The organism is Neobacillus sp. SuZ13 (assembly GCF_030123365.1).
Taxonomy (GTDB): domain Bacteria; phylum Bacillota; class Bacilli; order Bacillales; family Cytobacillaceae; genus Neobacillus.
This window is the reverse complement of record NZ_CP126107.1, coordinates 12,501-33,908: the sequence shown is the minus strand read 5'-3', so window position 1 is coordinate 33,908 and position 21,408 is coordinate 12,501. Positions and strand designations below refer to the sequence as shown.

13 protein-coding genes, 3 tRNA genes, 4 rRNA genes, 1 other RNA gene and 1 other annotated feature (1 of these 22 cut by a window edge) are annotated in these 21,408 nt (G+C 44.4%); of the genes, 4 read left to right on the top strand and 17 right to left on the bottom strand.

All coding sequences use genetic code 11. The annotated features are described in order from the left end of the window. Positions 1–93: 93 nt before the first annotated feature. The 11 genes from QNH17_RS00155 to tadA form a co-directional block, all read right to left on the bottom strand. A 23S ribosomal RNA gene (locus tag QNH17_RS00155) occupies positions 94–3,028 on the bottom strand. A gap of 128 nt (positions 3,029–3,156) precedes the next feature. Beyond that, a tRNA-Ala gene (locus tag QNH17_RS00150) sits at positions 3,157–3,232 on the bottom strand. Between the two features lie 18 nt (positions 3,233–3,250). Next, positions 3,251–3,327: transfer RNA gene (locus QNH17_RS00145), tRNA-Ile, on the bottom strand. Between the two features lie 102 nt (positions 3,328–3,429). Beyond that, positions 3,430–4,967 (bottom strand): 16S ribosomal RNA (locus QNH17_RS00140). Together the 16S and 23S rRNA genes with 2 tRNA genes alongside form the textbook arrangement of a ribosomal RNA operon. 302 nt (positions 4,968–5,269) lie before the next feature. Further along, on the bottom strand, positions 5,270–5,533 hold the full coding sequence (locus QNH17_RS00135; RefSeq protein ID WP_144556050.1) for a pro-sigmaK processing inhibitor BofA family protein: 264 nt from the start codon (positions 5,531–5,533) through the stop codon (positions 5,270–5,272). Positions 5,534–5,618: 85 nt separating this feature from the next. Next, the gene (locus QNH17_RS00130) at positions 5,619–5,840 is read right to left on the bottom strand and encodes a YaaL family protein (RefSeq protein ID WP_283879395.1); all 222 of its coding nucleotides are present in this window, start codon (positions 5,838–5,840) and stop codon (positions 5,619–5,621) included. 21 nt (positions 5,841–5,861) lie between these two features. Further along, a complete protein-coding gene (gene recR, locus QNH17_RS00125) occupies positions 5,862–6,458 on the bottom strand; it encodes a recombination mediator RecR (RefSeq protein WP_026565815.1) in 597 nt (198 codons plus the stop codon). A 17-nt stretch (positions 6,459–6,475) separates the two neighbouring features. Further along, the gene (locus QNH17_RS00120) at positions 6,476–6,796 is read right to left on the bottom strand and encodes a YbaB/EbfC family nucleoid-associated protein (RefSeq protein WP_035445646.1); all 321 of its coding nucleotides are present in this window, start codon (positions 6,794–6,796) and stop codon (positions 6,476–6,478) included. Between the two features lie 38 nt (positions 6,797–6,834). Beyond that, on the bottom strand, positions 6,835–8,526 hold the full coding sequence (gene dnaX / locus QNH17_RS00115; protein ID WP_283876895.1) for a DNA polymerase III subunit gamma/tau: 1,692 nt from the start codon (positions 8,524–8,526) through the stop codon (positions 6,835–6,837). Positions 8,527–8,661: 135 nt separating this feature from the next. Further along, an RNA gene (gene ffs / locus QNH17_RS00110) (signal recognition particle sRNA large type) lies at positions 8,662–8,926 on the bottom strand. A gap of 76 nt (positions 8,927–9,002) precedes the next feature. Beyond that, a complete protein-coding gene (gene tadA, locus QNH17_RS00105; protein WP_283876894.1) occupies positions 9,003–9,524 on the bottom strand; it encodes a tRNA adenosine(34) deaminase TadA in 522 nt (173 codons plus the stop codon). Positions 9,525–9,674: 150 nt separating this feature from the next. On the opposite strand from tadA, the gene QNH17_RS00100 reads away from it, so the two are divergent. The 3 genes from QNH17_RS00100 (at position 9,675) to QNH17_RS00090 (ending at position 12,517) form a co-directional block, all read left to right on the top strand. Then, on the top strand, positions 9,675–10,961 hold the full coding sequence (locus tag QNH17_RS00100; protein WP_283876893.1) for a glycosyl hydrolase family 18 protein: 1,287 nt from the start codon (positions 9,675–9,677) through the stop codon (positions 10,959–10,961). Between the two features lie 197 nt (positions 10,962–11,158). Continuing rightward, on the top strand, positions 11,159–11,806 hold the full coding sequence (locus QNH17_RS00095) for a deoxynucleoside kinase (protein ID WP_283876892.1): 648 nt from the start codon (positions 11,159–11,161) through the stop codon (positions 11,804–11,806). Between the two features lie 15 nt (positions 11,807–11,821). After that, positions 11,822–12,517, top strand: coding sequence for a deoxynucleoside kinase (locus QNH17_RS00090; RefSeq protein WP_481858559.1), 696 nt, complete (start codon positions 11,822–11,824; stop codon positions 12,515–12,517). A 704-nt stretch (positions 12,518–13,221) separates the two neighbouring features. Here the strand turns inward: QNH17_RS00090 and QNH17_RS00085 are convergent. The 4 genes from QNH17_RS00085 to guaB all read right to left on the bottom strand — a co-directional run bounded on the left by QNH17_RS00085 (position 13,222) and on the right by guaB (position 18,151). After that, positions 13,222–13,314: transfer RNA gene (locus QNH17_RS00085), tRNA-Ser, on the bottom strand. 95 nt (positions 13,315–13,409) lie between these two features. Next, on the bottom strand, positions 13,410–14,690 hold the full coding sequence (gene serS / locus QNH17_RS00080) for a serine--tRNA ligase (protein WP_283876890.1): 1,281 nt from the start codon (positions 14,688–14,690) through the stop codon (positions 13,410–13,412). Between the two features lie 92 nt (positions 14,691–14,782). Beyond that, positions 14,783–15,006: a binding site (T-box leader), on the bottom strand. Positions 15,007–15,169: 163 nt separating this feature from the next. Continuing rightward, entirely contained in the window at positions 15,170–16,546 is a 1,377-nt protein-coding gene (locus tag QNH17_RS00075) for a D-alanyl-D-alanine carboxypeptidase family protein (protein WP_481858558.1), read from the bottom strand. Between the two features lie 141 nt (positions 16,547–16,687). Beyond that, positions 16,688–18,151 carry an IMP dehydrogenase gene (guaB, locus tag QNH17_RS00070; RefSeq protein ID WP_283876888.1) on the bottom strand — a complete coding sequence of 488 codons (1,464 nt, stop codon included), beginning with the start codon at positions 18,149–18,151 and terminating at the stop codon, positions 16,688–16,690. Between the two features lie 112 nt (positions 18,152–18,263). Between guaB and QNH17_RS00065 the strand changes: the two genes are divergently transcribed. Beyond that, positions 18,264–19,211, top strand: a complete 948-nt coding sequence (locus QNH17_RS00065) for a YaaC family protein (protein ID WP_481858604.1) — start codon at positions 18,264–18,266, stop codon at positions 19,209–19,211. A 253-nt stretch (positions 19,212–19,464) separates the two neighbouring features. On the opposite strand, the gene rrf is transcribed toward QNH17_RS00065, so the two are convergent. Both rrf and QNH17_RS00055 read right to left on the bottom strand, forming a co-directional pair. Then, positions 19,465–19,581, bottom strand: a 5S ribosomal RNA gene (gene rrf / locus QNH17_RS00060). A gap of 199 nt (positions 19,582–19,780) precedes the next feature. Further along, a 23S ribosomal RNA gene (locus QNH17_RS00055) occupies positions 19,781–21,408 on the bottom strand (it continues 1,307 nt past the right edge of the window).

Below are 21,408 nucleotides of genomic sequence, written 5' to 3'. Positions count from 1 at the left end.
TTTTCGATCTGTCCCTTCAAATCCAAAACCAGGATTTGCAGTGCCAGTTCTCCAAAGTCTGTCGAAGTTGAACAGTCGCCTCCGCTTTTCGTTTTGGTTAAGTCCTCGAACGATTAGTATCAGTCAGCTCCACATGTTACCACGCTTCCACCTCTGACCTATCAACCTGATCATCTTTCAGGGTTCTTACTAGCTTGCGCTATGGGAAATCTCATCTTGAGGGGGGCTTCATGCTTAGATGCTTTCAGCACTTATCCCGTCCGCACATAGCTACCCAGCGATGCTCTTGGCAGAACAACTGGTACACCAGCGGTGCGTCCATCCCGGTCCTCTCGTACTAAGGACAGCTCCTCTCAAATTTCCTGCGCCCACGACGGATAGGGACCGAACTGTCTCACGACGTTCTGAACCCAGCTCGCGTACCGCTTTAATGGGCGAACAGCCCAACCCTTGGGACCGACTACAGCCCCAGGATGCGATGAGCCGACATCGAGGTGCCAAACCTCCCCGTCGATGTGGACTCTTGGGGGAGATAAGCCTGTTATCCCCGGGGTAGCTTTTATCCGTTGAGCGATGGCCCTTCCATGCGGAACCACCGGATCACTAAGCCCGACTTTCGTCCCTGCTCGACTTGTAGGTCTCGCAGTCAAGCTCCCTTGTGCCTTTACACTCTGCGAATGATTTCCAACCATTCTGAGGGAACCTTTGGGCGCCTCCGTTACTTTTTAGGAGGCGACCGCCCCAGTCAAACTGCCCACCTGACACTGTCTCCCACCCCGATCAGGGGTGCGGGTTAGAATTTCAATACAGCCAGGGTAGTATCCCACCGACGCCTCCACCGAAGCTAGCGCTCCGGCTTCTCAGGCTCCTACCTATCCTGTACAAGCTGTACCAAAATTCAATATCAGGCTACAGTAAAGCTCCACGGGGTCTTTCCGTCCTGTCGCGGGTAACCTGCATCTTCACAGGTACTATAATTTCACCGAGTCTCTCGTTGAGACAGTGCCCAGATCGTTACGCCTTTCGTGCGGGTCGGAACTTACCCGACAAGGAATTTCGCTACCTTAGGACCGTTATAGTTACGGCCGCCGTTTACTGGGGCTTCGATTCAGAGCTTCGCTTGCGCTAACCCCTCCTCTTAACCTTCCAGCACCGGGCAGGCGTCAGCCCCTATACTTCGCCTTGCGGCTTCGCAGAGACCTGTGTTTTTGCTAAACAGTCGCCTGGGCCTATTCACTGCGGCTCTTCGAGGCTATTCACCTCAAAAAGCACCCCTTCTCCCGAAGTTACGGGGTCATTTTGCCGAGTTCCTTAACGAGAGTTCTCTCGCTCACCTTAGGATTCTCTCCTCGCCTACCTGTGTCGGTTTGCGGTACGGGCACCTTTTATCTCGCTAGAGGCTTTTCTTGGCAGTGTGGAATCAGGAACTTCGGTACTAAATTTCCCTCGCTATCACAGCTCAGCCTTCACGAGAGGCGGATTTGCCTACCTCTCAGCCTAACTGCTTAGACGCGCATATCCAACAGCGCGCTTACCCTATCCTCCTGCGTCCCCCCATTGCTCAAACGATAAAGAGGTGGTACAGGAATATCAACCTGTTATCCATCGCCTACGCCTTTCGGCCTCGGCTTAGGTCCCGACTAACCCTGAGCGGACGAGCCTTCCTCAGGAAACCTTAGGCATTCGGTGGATGAGATTCTCACTCATCTTTCGCTACTCATACCGGCATTCTCACTTCTAAGCGCTCCACCAGTCCTTACGGTCTAGCTTCAACGCCCTTAGAACGCTCTCCTACCACTGACATCAAAGATGTCAATCCACAGCTTCGGTGATACGTTTAGCCCCGGTACATTTTCGGCGCAGAGTCACTCGACCAGTGAGCTATTACGCACTCTTTAAATGGTGGCTGCTTCTAAGCCAACATCCTGGTTGTCTAAGCAACTCCACATCCTTTTCCACTTAACGTATACTTTGGGACCTTAGCTGGTGGTCTGGGCTGTTTCCCTTTTGACTACGGATCTTATCACTCGCAGTCTGACTCCCACGGATAAGTCTTTGGCATTCGGAGTTTGTCTGAATTCGGTAACCCGATGAGGGCCCCTAGTCCAAACAGTGCTCTACCTCCAAGACTCTTACTACGTGAGGCTAGCCCTAAAGCTATTTCGGAGAGAACCAGCTATCTCCAAGTTCGATTGGAATTTCTCCGCTACCCACACCTCATCCCCGCACTTTTCAACGTGCGTGGGTTCGGGCCTCCATCCAGTGTTACCTGGACTTCACCCTGGACATGGGTAGATCACCTGGTTTCGGGTCTACGACCACATACTCATACGCCCTATTCAGACTCGCTTTCGCTGCGGCTCCGTCTCTTCAACTTAACCTTGCATGGGATCGTAACTCGCCGGTTCATTCTACAAAAGGCACGCCATCACCCATGAACGGGCTCTGACTACTTGTAGGCACACGGTTTCAGGAACTATTTCACTCCCCTTCCGGGGTGCTTTTCACCTTTCCCTCACGGTACTGGTTCACTATCGGTCACTAGGGAGTATTTAGCCTTGGGAGATGGTCCTCCCTGCTTCCGACCGGATTTCACGTGTCCGGCCGTACTCAGGATCCACTCAGGAGGGAACGAAGTTTCGACTACAGGGTTTTTACCTTCTCTGACGGACCTTTCCAGGTCGCTTCATCTACCCCGTTCCTTTGTAACTCCATGTTGAGTGTCCTACAACCCCAAGAGGCAAGCCTCTTGGTTTGGGCTATGTCCCGTTTCGCTCGCCGCTACTCAGGGAATCGCGTTTGCTTTCTCTTCCTCCGGGTACTTAGATGTTTCAGTTCCCCGGGTATGCCTTCTATACCCTATGTATTCAGGTAAAGATACTGTTCCATTACGAACAGTGGGTTCCCCCATTCGGAAATCTCCGGATCAAAGCTTACTTACAGCTCCCCGAAGCATATCGGTGTTAGTCCCGTCCTTCATCGGCTCCTAGTGCCAAGGCATTCACCGTGCGCCCTTTCTAACTTAACCTAAAAGGTTTATAACTCTTACTCACATAAGAGAGAAAAACTAAAATGGCGATTACTCGATGTTTACTTTGCTTCTTCATTACGATTATCTAGTTTTCAAAGAACGAATTGGACGTTAGTAAACGTCATTGGTGGAGTCTAGGGGGATCGAACCCCTGACCTCCTGCGTGCAAAGCAGGCGCTCTCCCAGCTGAGCTAAGACCCCATTATAGAATTGAAAGTATGGTGGGCCTAAATGGACTCGAACCATCGACCTCACGCTTATCAGGCGTGCGCTCTAACCAGCTGAGCTATAGGCCCCCACTACGAAAATATTAGAGAGATTGCACTCTCAAAACTAAACAAACAAAGATCGATGCACAAACTGTTTTGTCTGGCTCACAGGTCCAGCTTTATCCTTAGAAAGGAGGTGATCCAGCCGCACCTTCCGATACGGCTACCTTGTTACGACTTCACCCCAATCATCTGTCCCACCTTAGGCGGCTGGCTCCTTACGGTTACCCCACCGACTTCGGGTGTTACAAACTCTCGTGGTGTGACGGGCGGTGTGTACAAGGCCCGGGAACGTATTCACCGCGGCATGCTGATCCGCGATTACTAGCGATTCCGGCTTCATGCAGGCGAGTTGCAGCCTGCAATCCGAACTGAGAATGGTTTTATGGGATTGGCTAAACCTCGCGGTCTTGCAGCCCTTTGTACCATCCATTGTAGCACGTGTGTAGCCCAGGTCATAAGGGGCATGATGATTTGACGTCATCCCCACCTTCCTCCGGTTTGTCACCGGCAGTCACCTTAGAGTGCCCAACTAAATGCTGGCAACTAAGATCAAGGGTTGCGCTCGTTGCGGGACTTAACCCAACATCTCACGACACGAGCTGACGACAACCATGCACCACCTGTCACTCTGTCCCCCGAAGGGGAAAATCCTATCTCTAGGAGTGTCAGAGGATGTCAAGACCTGGTAAGGTTCTTCGCGTTGCTTCGAATTAAACCACATGCTCCACCGCTTGTGCGGGCCCCCGTCAATTCCTTTGAGTTTCAGCCTTGCGGCCGTACTCCCCAGGCGGAGTGCTTAATGCGTTAGCTGCAGCACTAAAGGGCGGAAACCCTCTAACACTTAGCACTCATCGTTTACGGCGTGGACTACCAGGGTATCTAATCCTGTTTGCTCCCCACGCTTTCGCGCCTCAGCGTCAGTTACAGACCAGAAAGCCGCCTTCGCCACTGGTGTTCCTCCACATCTCTACGCATTTCACCGCTACACGTGGAATTCCGCTTTCCTCTTCTGCACTCAAGTCCCCCAGTTTCCAATGACCCTCCACGGTTGAGCCGTGGGCTTTCACATCAGACTTAAAGGACCGCCTGCGCGCGCTTTACGCCCAATAATTCCGGACAACGCTTGCCACCTACGTATTACCGCGGCTGCTGGCACGTAGTTAGCCGTGGCTTTCTGGTTAGGTACCGTCAAGGTACCGGCAGTTACTCCGGTACTTGTTCTTCCCTAACAACAGAGCTTTACGACCCGAAGGCCTTCATCGCTCACGCGGCGTTGCTCCATCAGACTTTCGTCCATTGTGGAAGATTCCCTACTGCTGCCTCCCGTAGGAGTCTGGGCCGTGTCTCAGTCCCAGTGTGGCCGATCACCCTCTCAGGTCGGCTACGCATCGTCGCCTTGGTGAGCCGTTACCTCACCAACTAGCTAATGCGCCGCGGGCCCATCTGTAAGTGTCAGCCGAAACCGACTTTCAGCTTTTCCTCATGAGAGGAAAAGGATTATCCGGTATTAGCACCGGTTTCCCGGTGTTATCCCAGTCTTACAGGCAGGTTGCCCACGTGTTACTCACCCGTCCGCCGCTAGACTCCGAAGAGTCTCGCTCGACTTGCATGTATTAGGCACGCCGCCAGCGTTCGTCCTGAGCCAGGATCAAACTCTCCAAGAAAGTTGATTAGCTCATAAAGTTACGTTGGCTTAGTTTCTTAAAAGAAACTAAAATTTATTGTTTGTTTGCACGATTTTGTTTGTTTAGTTTTCAAAGAACAATTTCTTTATCGCTCAAAAGCGACTTTTTTATCATACCAAGTTATTAATAAGAAGTCAATAACTTTTTTCTTTTATTTTGCATCACCTCAGTGACGACTTTTCATATATTACAGCATATCAAAGCATTGGTCAATACTTTTTTTGAAATTGATTTTTATATTTTTTCAAAAAGAAAAACCGCCTTTTTCAGCGGTTTACGATTTAGATTACCCAATGTTGTATAGCCACTAAAGCACACAGGCCTGGGATTCCTAAAAAGCCTGAAATGGCAGAGGTGGCAAAATTAATCGGCACATGAATGCCATAGCGGTTTCCTGCTGCATTTAAGAAAAATAAAAATAGCGCTCCAATGACTAACTTGATTGCGGCTTGACCTACAAATCGAGCAGGCTTAAAGGGAGCTCCCGTAAATAATAGGATAATTACTAAGCCGCCTAGGATAGATATCACGATAATTGGTTCCAAAAAAGCTATCCCCCTTCTTAAGTCACTTTGTTTACAACTTATGTACAAGCTGCCAAGAATAGACCTAAAAAAGGAAATAGCATATTTATGAATTCATTAAATTAACGTTCCGCTGCTTTGCTTCTCTTAAAAGAAAGATATATTTTGCCTCAGCTATTTTCGTTTGACAAATTACTTCGTCTGAAGGATCGAAACTTTTCTCTAACAGCAACTTTTCTTGCTGCCAATGTTCTTTATATCGATTCAACTGCACTAAAAGCTTTTCATTATACTCTTTACGAAGCCGCCCTTTACGCTGAAAAAACATCATTGATTCCTCCGCGTCTTCTTAAAATTCTCTTCGGCCCTCAATCGCTTTGGATAAAGTAACCTCATCTGCATATTCAAGATCCCCGCCGACAGGAAGTCCATGAGCAATTCTCGTTGTTTTAATTCCTGATGGTTTTAACAAACGGGAAATGTACATGGCTGTGGCTTCCCCCTCAATATTAGGGTTTGTCGCTAAGATTACTTCTATTATATTTTCATCTTGAAGACGCTTTAAGAGGCTTGGAATATTGATGTCCTCTGGTCCAATCCCATCCATAGGGGAAATGGCCCCATGCAGGACATGATACAATCCATTGAATTCCTTCATTTTTTCCATCGCAATCACATCTTTAGGATCTTGAACAACACAGATAATGCTCTTATCACGGCGCACATCTTCACAAATATAACAAGGGTCTTGATCTGTTATATGACCGCAGACAGAACAATACGTTAAATTTCGTTTGGCATTGACAAGTGCTTTAGCAAAATCAAGCACAGTATCTTCTTTCATACTTAAGACGAAAAAAGCCAGACGACCGGCCGTTTTAGGACCGATACCTGGCAGCTTCATAAAGCTGTCAATCAGCTTTGAAATTGGTTCTGGATAATGCATCTTTTGCTATTCCTCTCCTAAAAAGGAAGGTTCATTCCTTTTGTAAATTGCCCCATAGTACTGTTTGTTAATTCTTCGACCTTTTTAAGTGCATCATTTGTAGCCGCTAAAACAAGGTCCTGAAGCATTTCTACATCATCTGGGTCAACAGCTTCTGGTTTAATAATTACATCGACTACTTCCTTATGTCCCGTAACAATGACTGTTACCATACCACCGCCAGCAGTTCCTTCAATCTTTTTTTCACCTAATTCTTCTTGTGCCTCTGCCATTTTCTTTTGCATCTTTTGCATTTGTTTCATCATATTTTGCATATTTCCCATTCCGCCACCACGCATCATTATTCATCTACCTCCATTTAATTGGTTATTAGTTTTTAATCAATAATTTCCACAAATTCTTCGCCAAATATTTTTTTTGCCTCGGCAATATGTGGTTCTTCTTCCTTTGGTACTTCACTGGTTTCTCCTTCAGTACCACCTTCATGGCTATTCAAAAAGCTTTCGCGAATTGGCAGCCACTGGTCTTCCGGGACACCTAAGATTGTAAATCTTTTGCCTGTTAATTTATATAAAGCGGCGATCACTGCATCCAGAAAATCTGTTCGATTCATCGCCATCTGGCAAATCATTTCATGCTTAAATTTTATGATAAAAGCAGTTGCTGATGCGGCGATAGGCTCGGCATCGTTTAATAGGGCAGCTTGTGATTTTAACAGACTGGCCCTCAATTCTGCCCAATTAGATTTAATCAGATTTAAATCGCTTTTTGTTGCCTGCTTTAACACTTCATTTATTTTTCCGACCGCCGGCTGAAATGCCTTTTTCGCAGATCTTTGGGCTGGCTTTTGTGATTGCTGTACTGCCTCTTGAGGAGATGCTGTTACACCATTCGCCTTTAAATGCTCGAGTTCCATCTCCAATTGACCAATTCTTGTTAACAACTGATCGATTTGAGCAGGCTGCGCCTGTGCCGTCTGCTTTACTTCCATTTGACACAGCTTAACAATCGCCACCTCAAGAAAAATTCTTGGATGATTAGTCCAACGCATTTCTTGTTGTGTTTTATTCAAGAGATCAATCAGTTGATAAATCTGATCTGTTGATATCGTTTCAGCAATGTTTCGAAAATCATCATCCAGCATCACTCTTTCCAATGATTCCTCAAGGTTTGGTGCTGTTTTATATAGCAGCATGTCACGATAAAACAGGATTAAATCCTCAATAAATCGCATCGGGTCTTTTCCATGATATAAAAGTTCATCCAACGCCGCTAAGCCGTTTGCGACATCCTTTTCCCGGAATGCCAAAGCAAGTTTATTTAAAAATCCCTGCGAAACCGATCCTGTAACCGTTAATGCATCTTCAATTGCAACATGGTCCTGGCTATACGATATCGCTTGATCCAATAGACTAAGTGCATCACGCATTCCGCCATCTGCAGCCCGAGCAATCAATTGAAGGGCACGTTCATCACAATCAATTCCAGATTCCTCGACAATTAACTTCATCCGATTGACGATTGCCCCAGCTGTAATGCGTCTAAAATCAAAGCGTTGACATCTTGAAATAATTGTTAAGGGGATTTTATGAGGTTCTGTTGTAGCTAATATAAAGATGACATGCTTCGGCGGTTCTTCTAGAGTTTTTAGCAAGGCATTAAAGGCGCTAATGGATAGCATATGCACTTCATCGATAATATAGACTTTGTAATTCACAGCTGTGGGCGCAAATCTTACCTTGTCCAAAACGTCCCGCATTTCCTCCACTCGTGAGTTCGAGGCGGCATCAAATTCTAACACATCTGAAATCGTTCCATCGGTTATTCCACGACAAGCTGCACATTCGTTACATGGTTCTGAAACAGGTGACCGCTCACAGTTAATCGCCTTTGCTAATATTTTAGCAGCACTTGTTTTCCCTGTTCCTCTAGGGCCGGAAAAAAGATACGCATGTGATATCTTTTGCTGAAGCAGGGCGTTTTGCAATGTCTTGGTTACATGTTCTTGTCCTACTACATCGAGAAATGTTTGAGGCCGCCAAACACGATATAAAGCTTGATATGCCAAAAGACACGCCCCCTTCAAAATTTTCATTCCTTTTTATTATACCTTAACCATTTTGCTTTTTACAAAATGAATCTATGTAATGGACAAAAAAACTCATCCCAAGTCTGAGATGAGTTAATTTATGTAATATAACTGCCGTGCACCTTCCGTCGACTAACGCCCATAAGCGTTACTTAAGCAGTTAGCTCGGCCCAGGCCACCCTGCGGCACATGGGAGCGTCCACTTAATGCTGCTTCCTTCCGGACCTGACATGGTTCATGGATTCCCATTGCGCAGGACCCGGGCGTCAACACCACTTACTTAAGGCAGACCCTACAGGTCGTTAGCCTCGGGAAGGGATTCAGTCCCGCTAGAGCGGATTGCGGGTACAGGGCACCGCTGCCTCCCCACCTAGCACGGCAAAGTTGATACCAAAGTTTTGTGCGTCACTATGACGCTTTCTTAGTATACAAATATTCTTGTAAAAAAGCAATCCTTATTCTTTGTCATTTTTTGTAAGTCTATCTGCCTGCCTTTTTTTCGCTGCCTTTTTTCGCTCTCTTATTTTTCGAAAAAAGTCGGAGAGCAGCTGCCCACACTCTTTTTCTAATACACCGCTAGTAACTTCGCTTTGATGATTAAAGCGGTCATCTTCCAAAAGATTCATCAGTGTCCCTGCACAGCCGCCCTTAGGGTCCGCCGCACCGTATACCACCCTTTTTACTCGAGATAAAATAATGGCTCCCGCACACATTGGACACGGCTCCAAGGTAACATATAAGGTAGATTCCTCAAGACGCCATGTGCCAATCTCTCTGCATGCTTGATCAATAGCTAATAGCTCCGCGTGTGCAACAGCATTTTGTTCAGTCTCCCGTAAATTATGGGCTCGAGCGACTATTTTCCCGTCCATGACGAGCACTGCACCAATTGGTACTTCATCTATTGCTTCAGCCTTATTTGCTTCCTTTATCGCTTCCTTCATATAAAACTCATCAATTGTCTGCTCACCTATCATGATAATTCCCCTTTACTTTTCCCATGGTCCCATTATTGCCAAGAAGGCATCCCCATTTGCTTCAGAGTGAAATTTATAAGCATTATATCATTTATCCGTTTCTCCCCTCATAAAATAATTGCAACGCATATTTGCTTAGGAGGGATTAGGATGCAAATCCATGTGATAAAGAGAAATGAATCCTTAACTACAATTGCTAGAACTTATCATACAACCGTAAAGGACATAGTAGAGGCCAACGATTTACCGAATCCAAATAATCTTGTGATTGGACAGTCACTTGTCATTCCGATTATTGGACACTTTTATTTTGTGCAGCAAGGCGATTCGCTCATCACGATTGCAAGAAAGTTTAATATTCCCTACCAAGAGTTGGCCAGCATCAATCGGATTAACCCTAATCAGCCGCTTAACGTCGGTTTCCGTCTCTATATTCCGCAAAGCAAGAAGAGAAGTGCCGAATTTAACGCCTATGTTGAACCGCGCGGCACTACCGTTGCTCCTGTTTTAGAATCCAGTGCCCGTGAGGCCGCGCCTTATCTAACCTATTTAGCCCCATTCAGCTTTCAAGTCCGCCGTGATGGCACACTGAAAGCACCCTTGCTGAATCAATTTCCTGCCATAGCAAAAGCCAACCGCAATGTGTTAATGATGGTTATTAACAATCAAGAGAACGATCAGTTCAGTGACGAACTCGGAAGAATCTTATTGAATAATATTGCCATCCAAGATAAATTTCTAGATAATATTGTCACAACTGCTAAGCGGTATGGATTTCGGGATATACACTTTGACTTTGAGTTTTTACGCCCGGCTGACCGGGAGGCCTATAATCGCTTTTTACGAAAAGCAAAACAAAGATTCGTAAAGGAAGGCTGGCTCATGTCAACTGCCCTTGCCCCAAAGACCAGTGCCACTCAAAAAGGGAAATGGTATGAGGGTCATGATTATAAGGCTCATGGGGAAATCGCTGACTTTGTCGTGATTATGACCTATGAGTGGGGATATAGCGGGGGCCCTGCAATGGCTGTCTCTCCCATTGATCAAGTAAGAAGAGTCCTGGAATACGCAGTAACTGAAATTCCTTCAAATAAGATTATGATGGGGCAGAACCTTTATGGCTATGATTGGACACTTCCATTCGTGCAAGGGTCCGTAGCTAGGGCGGTGAGTCCACAGCAAGCGATACAGCTCGCCGCAAGCCACAATGTCCCGATTCAATATGACACCAAGGCTCAAGCACCATTTTTTAGATACTCAGATGCAGGCAGGCAGCATGAGGTTTGGTTTGAGGACGCCCGCTCGATCCAAGCCAAGTTTGATTTAATTAAAGAGTTAAATATTAGGGGAATGAGTTATTGGAAACTCGGTCTTGCCTTCCCGCAAAACTGGCTGTTAATCATCAACAACTTCGATGTCGTTAAACGAGGAACCTAAATTTTTATTTCTACAAAAACTGCCGTGATTCGGCAGTTTTTTCATATATTTGACATAAAACATATTTCTTCTAAATTTTCCTTATCCCTTCCTGCGTAAGATTATGATAAAATAAATCTTGCGTGTTTTTTGTGACTAAATATCCAGATTTTCTGGTCAAACATAGAGTGAAGGTAGCTTTCGAAGGAGGATTTGCAATGGGGGATACACCCTTTATTACCGTTGAAGGGCCGATTGGTGTTGGAAAAACATCTCTCGCAAAAGCCATTTCAGCGCAATTTGAATTAGCATTACTTAAAGAGATTGTCGATGAAAATCCTTTTTTAGGAAAATTCTATGAAAATATTGAGGAATGGAGTTTTCAAACCGAAATGTTTTTCCTCTGCAATCGTTTTAAGCAATTAGGGGATATCAATACCCATTTCTTAACTCAAAATCAATCAGTCGTAGCTGATTATCATATTTTCAAAAATTTAATTTTTGCAAAGCGCTCATTAAATGAGGACGAGTATCAAAAATATTATAAAATTTATCAAATTCTAACTGAAGATATGCCGAAGCCTAATGTCATTATTTATCTGAATGCCAGCCTCGATACACTTCTAAAGCGAATCAAAATAAGAGGGCGAGAAGTGGAAAAGAATATCAGCCCCTTATATTTAGAACAGTTATCGCTTGATTACGAAAATACAATGACAATCTTTGAAAAAGAACATCCAGAAATCCCGGTTCTTCGCTTTAGCGGAGACGACTTGGATTTTGTCAAAAATGAACAAGATTTAAAGCATATTTTTGAACAATTATCATTAGCATTAAAAAAAAGCAGCTGGACTAAAACATTATAGATCAGGGGGATGTTAGTGAGTATCGTTATTGGTGGTATGATTGGTCTAGGAAAAACAAGTGTGGCAGATACATTGAATGCACACTTTCAAAATAAAGGGATTGAAAGTAAGGTGTTTTATGAAACGGTGGATGATAACCCGATTCTCCCGCTCTATTATGAACTGACACCTGAAGAATTAGATGCTAAAAGGATTCCTTTCCTGCTTCAATTATTCTTTTTGAATAAACGTTTTAAAACCGTTAAAGAATGTGTTAGTTGGAGAGAGCCTATTTATACAATTCAAGACCGTTCCATTTATGAAGATTGGTATTTTGCCTATGTAAATAAATCGTTAGGCAGGATTTCTGATTTGGAATTTAAAATATATGAAGAATTAGTGGAAAACATGCTGGAAGAACTGAATGAACTTCCAAAAAAGGCACCAGATTTAATGGTGTACTTAAAAGGATCATTTGATACAGTGATAGACCGGATTATGGCCCGCGGCCGAAGCTTTGAAATTAACCCTGAATTGAAGGAATATTACTTCGAAGTTTGGAAGGGTTATGATGAGTGGGTGATGAACCAGTACTCAGCAAGCGAGGTATTAGTGATTGATATGGATACAACGGATGTTGTAAAAAGCGCGGAAGACGCCACCAGAGTATGCCTTGAAGTAGAAGATAAGTTGAAAGAAATCCTAAATATAAGAAAAGCACATATTGGATAATCCAATATGTGCTTTTTTTATTTATAAGGTTGATGCGATGAAGAAATTCCGAATTTTGCTGGAGTGGCCCCTCTTCATTTACCGCTGAACTCCTTTTTTCCTTCACCCGGGAAATGGGGACCCGCCTCATTTACCGCTAAGTCCCTTTTTTCCTTCACTCGGGAAATGGAGACCCTCTTCATTTACCGCTGAGTCCCTTTTTTCCTTCATACGGGAAATGGAGACCCGCCTCATTTACCGCTAAGTCCCTTTTTTCCTTCACTCGGGAAATGGAGACCCTCTTCATTTACCGCTGAGTCCCTTTTTTCCTTCACCCGGGAAATGGGGACCCTCTTCATTTACCGCCGAGTCTCTTTTTTCCTTCATCCGGGAAATTGGGACCCGCCTCATTTACCGCTAAGTCCCTTTTTTCCTTCACTCGGGAAATGGAGACCCTCTTCATTTACCGCTGAGTCCCTTTTTTCCTTCACTCGGGAAATGGAGACCCGCCTCATTTACCGCTGAGTTTCTTTTTTCCTCCAGCAATCTTCTGATCACTGGCGATGTTTTTCCTTTAGATCTCTTCACATAGGCAAATATCCAAATTATTGCTCTCAGGACAAGTTCCCGTTCAACAGTGAATAAAAATGGGCATAAAAAAAGTCCGTTACATATTATGTAACGAACCTTTATCTCCAGTTTTTATGCGCGATTATTAAGTAATATGGAGGAGGAAGAGGGATTCGAACCCCCGCGCGGTATGACCCGCCTGTCGGTTTTCAAGACCGATCCCTTCAGCCAAACTTGGGTATTCCTCCGTATCAACAGAATCTAATTTACCATATTCATTTTCCTATGTCAACATACTAAATAAAAAAACTGGACAAATTTTTATCTGTCCAGTTTTTTTATTTTACATTGGTGCAATGACTTCACGGTTGCCCATATATGGACGCAGTACAGTCGGAATGACGACACTGCCATCGGCTTGTTGGTAATTTTCTAAGATGGCAGCCACCGTGCGGCCAATCGCAAGACCAGAACCATTTAGGGTGTGAACATGCTCCGGCTTTGCCTTTGGTTCGCGGCGGAAACGAATGTTTGCCCGTCTTGCCTGGAATGCCTCGAAGTTACTGCAAGAAGATATTTCGCGATACGTTCCATAGCTTGGAATCCAAACTTCAATATCATACTTTTTCGCAGCGGTAAAGCCGAGGTCACCCGTACACATGCTTAATACACGGTATGGCAGCTCCAATAATTGTAATACTTTTTCTGCATCATTTGTCAGCTTTTCAAGCTCCTCATATGAATCCTCAGGCTTAACAAACTTTACAAGTTCCACCTTATTGAATTGATGCTGACGAATCAACCCCCGTGTATCCCGGCCCGCAGAGCCTGCCTCAGAGCGGAAACATGCACTGTACGCAGCAAAGCGGATTGGCAGAGCCTCTGCAGTTAAGATTTCATCACGGTGAAGATTGGTGACAGGAACTTCAGCTGTCGGAATGAGGAAGTAATCTTCATTTTCAATTAAGAAGGCATCTTCTTCGAACTTAGGAAGCTGACCTGTTCCAGTCATGCTCGCACGGTTGACTAAATACGGCGGCAATATTTCTGTGTACCCATGCTCGTCGACGTGAAGGTCTAGCATGAAGCTTATTAACGCCCGTTCTAAACGAGCACCTAACCCTTTATAAAATACAAAGCGGCTTCCTGTTACCTTCCCAGCCCGTTCAAAATCAAGAATCCCTAGCTGATCGGCAACATCCCAGTGCGGCTTGGCTTCAAAGTCAAAATCGCGCACTTTGCCCCATTGTCTTATCTCAATATTATCATCCTCAGTCTCGCCCACTGGAACACTTTCATGCGGGATATTCGGAATGCTCAACATCAAAAGTTCTAATGACTCTTCCACTACACGTAATTCATCATCAAACGTTTTGATCTTGTCACCCACCTCACGCATTTCCTTAATCAAATGGTCGGCATCCTGCCTATCACGTTTTAAAGCTGCAACCTGCTGAGATACTTCATTGCGGCGGCTTTTTAACTTTTCTGTTTCAACAATCAGTTCTCGTCTTCTTTGGTCCAGTTCTTCAAATTGATCAAGGGCGGATAAATCTTCCCCACGCTTTTGAAGTTTTTCTTTTACTTCTGCAAAATCAGCTCGTAATACTTTAATATCTAGCATAAAAATGGCACTCCTTTTATTAAAATTTTAATCTTAGACGACGATGTACGCTTGGCATTACCGCTTAAAAAACAAAAAACTCCCGCCCCTAAAACAGGGACGAGAGTTACTCGCGATACCACCCTGGTTGACAGAATAAACTGTCCACCTCAAAAAACGTTAACGGTTTCGACCGAAAGTACATACTGACCTCAGGATGAGATGTTCCGCACCTTGCTCGAGGAGGGATTCACAAGTTTCATTCACCGGTTCACACCAGCCACCGGCTCTCTTGTAGAATGAGTCTCTTGTTACTAGTTCCTCTCATTGCTTTATCATAATTTATGATTTTGTATTTATTAATTTACTATATATATTATCCAAAAGCAACCAATTTATACGAATTGTTTTTGCTTAGCTTCATTCACCATTTCGACGAACTACGACGTAAAGCCATGATTGTTTTATCCCACCGCTGATTGCTTCGTTATTAAAATAAATTAAAACCAGCCCTTAACAGTGGAGGAAATCCCATGAAAGACATCTCCAAAGAAATTACCAATACCTTTCATCATCAACACAAACCAGTTTGATTTTTCTACATCTTGCGCAGCAATTACGTCAACCTTTACAGATTTTTGCCCCTCTGCAGTTAAAAAGCTTACCTTTTCACCATTTTTTGGTGCAATGGTTAAATAACCAACTTTCTCACCCTTTTTAATTGGGGCCGTTAGCTTACCTTCTTTTGTCAATTTCTTCTTATCAAGGACTAAGACAGGTTTGTAATCTTGTTTGCTGCCATTTGGAATCATCATGTTAATCGCTGACTTTGTATAGATCTTAACCTGGTCTTCTTTTCCTTTTGTAACGGGAACCGTTTTTTGACCTTTTACTTGGTAATGCTTAGAAACAATTTTTTCCTGTGAAAAATTTGTAAATGCGTAATCTAGCATTTTTTTTGTTTCACCAAAACGTGCTTTATAACCGTCGTTTTTCCCGCTAACATCCTTCGCATTTTGGACAACGGTAATAAATCGTTTTCCATCTCTGCTCGCTGTCCCTGTAAAACAGTAACCTGCGAAATCAGTTGTACCGGTTTTAAGCCCATCCATACCTTCATAGCCATAAACTAGTGTTGGAAGCATCCAGTTCCAGTTTTGCATTACAATTCTGTCATCTGTGCCTTCACGAAATACCTTTCTAGGCGTGCTGGCTGTTTTAAGAACATCTGGATAATCATTAATGAGATGAAAGGCTAACGTCGCCACGTCGCGAGGAGACATCACATTTTCTTCTTCAGCGCCAGTTCCTTCTGGTTGCTGACCATTATAATCCTTATTATTCAAGCCAGTAGCATTTACAAATTTACTATTTTTTAATCCCAGTTTCTTTGCTTTTTCATTCATCAACTTAACAAAATTCGTTTCCGAACCGGCAATCACTTCAGCAAGTGCAATGGTTGTCCCATTTGCAGAATAAATAGCCATAGCTTCATATAATTCTCGAACATTATATTTTTCACCAAGGCGTAAAGGGACATTCGATAAACCCGTTGGCTGTGAAATCTTATAAACCAGGTCACTTACTGTATATTCCTGGTCCCATTTGACCTTACCGTGTTTCACGGCATCCAGTAAAAGATACTCCGTCATCATCTTTGTCATACTGGCAATTCCTAATGGACTGTCAGCATTCTTTGCATATAATACCTTACCTGTTTGTCCATCAACTAAAATAGCTCCGTCTGCATTCACATTTAATGCTGCGTCTGCCTTCGCTATATCAACACCAGCAAATAGTCCAAAAAACAAAATAAGTGCCAGTGCACTGGCAATACATTTCTGATAAAAATGTTTGTTCACTTTAACGCCCTCCATGAATTTATACACCTTGGTTATTTTAACATAAGTCAATAGCAAATCATAGACGGAGCAATGAACCATCTTATGGCTATTTTTTAAAGTTTATAGGTATTTTTACATAAAAAACAGAGAAGTCATCGCTTCTCTGTTTTAATGTTATAGGGAGTAGTTTGGAGCCTCTTTTGTGATTTGAACATCATGTGGATGACTCTCTCTTAACCCCGCACCTGTCATTTTAATAAATTGTGCTTTGGTTCTTAATTCTTCTAGATCTTTGGTTCCGCAATAACCCATACCGGATCTGAGTCCGCCGATAAGTTGATAAACAGTCTCTGCTAATGGCCCTTTATAAGGAATCCGTCCTTCAATTCCTTCTGGAACGAACTTCTTATTATCTTCTTGGAAATAGCGGTCCTTTGATCCCTTTTCCATCGCAGCCACTGAACCCATTCCACGGTACACTTTAAAGCGGCGTCCTTGGAAAATTTCCGTCTCTCCTGGGCTCTCTGTTACCCCTGCCAATAAGCTGCCCAGCATAACGGCATGTCCGCCAGCTGCAAGAGCTTTTACGATATCTCCAGAGTATTTGATGCCGCCATCGGCAATGATCGTCTTGCCATGCTTCATCGCTTCTCCTGCGCAATCATAAACGGCAGTAATTTGTGGTACACCGACACCCGCTACAACTCGTGTTGTACAAATCGAACCAGGTCCAATTCCTACTTTGACAACATCGGCTCCTGCTTCAATTAAGGCTTTGGTTCCTTCAGCTGTTGCCACGTTCCCAGCAATAATAGTGAGATTTGGATGAGTAGTTCTAATTTCCTTTACCATATCGAGAACACCTTTGGAATGTCCATGGGCTGTATCAAGGACAATTACATCGACATTGGCTTTTACCAGTGCTTCTACTCGTTTCATCGTATCGCTCGTTACTCCAACTGCCGCTCCGGCTAATAAACGCCCTTGACTGTCTTTTGCAGAGTTTGGAAATTCAATCACCTTTTCGATATCCTTAATTGTGATTAATCCTTTTAACACACCCTGTTCATTAACAAGCGGTAGTTTTTCAATTTTGTACCGCTGCAGAATTTTCTCTGCCTCTTTTAAAGTCGTTCCAACTGGAGCAGTCACAAGATTTTCCTTAGTCATAACGTCGGAAATTTTAAATGAATAATCTTGGATAAAACGGAGGTCCCTATTGGTGATAATCCCAATTAGCTTTTGTTCCTCCAAGTTATTAACAATCGGTACACCGGAAATACGATATTTTCCCATTAAATGCTCCGCATCATACACTTGATGCTCTGGAGTCAGGAAAAATGGATCGGTAATGACCCCGCTTTCTGATCTCTTTACCTTCTCCACTTGCTCTGCTTGCTGCTCAATCGTCATATTCTTATGAATGATCCCTAAGCCGCCTTGTCGAGCCATTGAAATGGCCATTTCTGATTCTGTAACGGTGTCCATCCCAGCACTTATGATGGGAATATTTAGCTTTACACTTGGTGATAGTTCTACATGCAGTTTTACATCTCTAGGCAATACTTCTGACTTACCAGGAATTAACAAAACATCATCAAACGTTAAACCTTCTTTTACAAACTTACTTTCCCACATTTTTCAGGCCCCCAGGAAAAAAATATTATTTGTAGGTTATCAATTGGATAAAATACTGTCAAGGAATAAATATTAGTCTGATTCTTCTGAAAAAGGTGATATAGTCTTGGGTATTCAGTATAAAGATTGGAAAAGCTACTCTTGTTTCTTTTCAGCAGAGTACTGCCAGCAATTTTTAAAAGATTGTTATCAAAAACGGAATATCGAAAATCCAGAGCAAAAAAGCTATGAAAACTGTTATGCATTTTTATATTATTTGGAACACGGGCAAATTTATTATCAACAAGCTAGCAGCTCTCCACTTATTATAAAACCAATTTTGCTTTTTTATGGTCTTGTCCATTTAATTAAGGCATGTATATTAACAACAGATCCTGCTTACCCTGAAACTACGGCAGTTTTGGCTCACGGTGTCTCCACAAGAAAAAGAAAGAAGCAGAATTATCATTTTTTCCAAGATGAAGTGAAATTTCAAAAAAATGGACTTTTCCCCTTCATCTCTGAAAAGTTGTTTCACATGAAACAATTGGAAGGGGAGAAAGTCATTATGGAGGAATTACTAAAGCTTATACCAGAGCTTGATGAATTATTCTTTTTACTTGAGGGGAAAAGGACATTTATGAAGCTAGAGGCCGCTGAGGAACAGCTTGTTGTACCTGAAAAGATATTAGATCAGTTCCATATGACAGAAAGTCGATTTAAGGAATTCTTGGCTTCTAAGTTTGAAAAGGGTGTGGAGTTTTCTACGGAAGGGTTGTCGTTTAGGGTGAACTCAGCATCTTCCTTTGGAAGCTCACCATTGAAGTTTCATTTAGAGGAAAATTATTATGCGCTGCCCCTGAATAAAGACAATCACTTTAATTTCCCTGAGCTGCTGATTCATTACTTATTGCTTTACAATTTAAGTATGATTGCACGATATGAAACGGAGTGGTGGAGTGAGTTGACAAAGATGATGCCAAATAAGGATTATCCGTTCATTTGTTCGTTTCTTGATGTCACGTTGCAAAAAGGGCCTTATTTGGTTTATCAGTATTTGATGGGAAAACCAGAAAAATAATAATTAAACTTGATTTGGTTCTCACTTCATCAGTGTCCATTCTGTGCTGCTTTCTTAGTACGCTGGCACTGTGAACCACCCAGAGTGCCCGCTCTAGCTTTTTTTCTCCAGTTACGGGCACTGTGGGCCTCCTCGAGTGCCCAGTCTCTGCTTCTTTTTCGCCCACTGGCACTGCGAACTATTGAGAACATCCTCTCTATTCTGACTTTCTCTCCAAAACAAAAAAACAACCTTTTCAGGTTGTCTTTGATGTGCCTGGCAACGTCCTACTCTCACAGGGACGCGTGTCCCAACTACCATCGGCGCTGAGAAGCTTAACTTCCGTGTTCGGTATGGGAACGGGTGTGACCTTCTCGCCATTGCTGCCAGACTATTTAATTGAGGTTCATTCCCTCAAAACTAGATAATGCAGAAGAAGTTTGTAAACACGAGGTTGCCTTTTTACTTGTCCAGCTGCGGCTCCTAACTTCTCGGCCTTTTCGATCTGTCCCTTCAAATCCAAAACCAGGATTTGCAGTGCCAGTTCTCCAAAGTCTGTCGAAGTTGAACAGTCGCCTCCGCTTTTCGTTTTGGTTAAGTCCTCGAACGATTAGTATCAGTCAGCTCCACATGTTACCACGCTTCCACCTCTGACCTATCAACCTGATCATCTTTCAGGGTTCTTACTAGCTTGCGCTATGGGAAATCTCATCTTGAGGGGGGCTTCATGCTTAGATGCTTTCAGCACTTATCCCGTCCGCACATAGCTACCCAGCGATGCTCTTGGCAGAACAACTGGTACACCAGCGGTGCGTCCATCCCGGTCCTCTCGTACTAAGGACAGCTCCTCTCAAATTTCCTGCGCCCACGACGGATAGGGACCGAACTGTCTCACGACGTTCTGAACCCAGCTCGCGTACCGCTTTAATGGGCGAACAGCCCAACCCTTGGGACCGACTACAGCCCCAGGATGCGATGAGCCGACATCGAGGTGCCAAACCTCCCCGTCGATGTGGACTCTTGGGGGAGATAAGCCTGTTATCCCCGGGGTAGCTTTTATCCGTTGAGCGATGGCCCTTCCATGCGGAACCACCGGATCACTAAGCCCGACTTTCGTCCCTGCTCGACTTGTAGGTCTCGCAGTCAAGCTCCCTTGTGCCTTTACACTCTGCGAATGATTTCCAACCATTCTGAGGGAACCTTTGGGCGCCTCCGTTACTTTTTAGGAGGCGACCGCCCCAGTCAAACTGCCCACCTGACACTGTCTCCCACCCCGATCAGGGGTGCGGGTTAGAATTTCAATACAGCCAGGGTAGTATCCCACCGACGCCTCCACCGAAGCTAGCGCTCCGGCTTCTCAGGCTCCTACCTATCCTGTACAAGCTGTACCAAAATTCAATATCAGGCTACAGTAAAGCTCCACGGGGTCTTTCCGTCCTGTCGCGGGTAACCTGCATCTTCACAGGTACTATAATTTCACCGAGTCTCTCGTTGAGACAGTGCCCAGATCGTTACGCCTTTCGTGCGGGTCGGAACTTACCCGACAAGGAATTTCGCTACCTTAGGACCGTTATAGTTACGGCCGCCGTTTACTGGGGCTTCGATTCAGAGCTTCGCTTGCGCTAACCCCTCCTCTTAACCTTCCAGCACCGGGCAGGCGTCAGCCCCTATACTTCGCCTTGCGGCTTCGCAGAGACCTGTGTTTTTGCTAAACAGTCGCCTGGGCCTATTCACTGCGGCTCTTCGAGGCTATTCACCTCAAAAAGCACCCCTTCTCCCGAAGTTACGGGGTCATTTTGCCGAGTTCCTTAACGAGAGTTCTCTCGCTCACCTTAGGATTCTCTCCTCGCCTACCTGTGTCGGTTTGCGGTACGGGCACCTTTTATCTCGCTAGAGGCTTTTCTTGGCAGTGTGGAATCAGGAACTTCGGTACTAAATTTCCCTCGCTATCACAGCTCAGCCTTCGCGAGAGGCGGATTTGCCTACCTCTCAGCCTAACTGCTTAGACGCGCATATCCAACAGCGCGCTTACCCTATCCTCCTGCGTCCCCCCATTGCTCAAACGATAAAGAGGTGGTACAGGAATATCAACCTGTTATCCATCGCCTACGCCTTTCGGCCTCGGCTTAGGTCCCGACTAACCCTGAGCGGACGAGCCTTCCTCAGGAAACCTTAGGCATTCGGTGGATGAGATTCTCACTCATCTTTCGCTACTCAT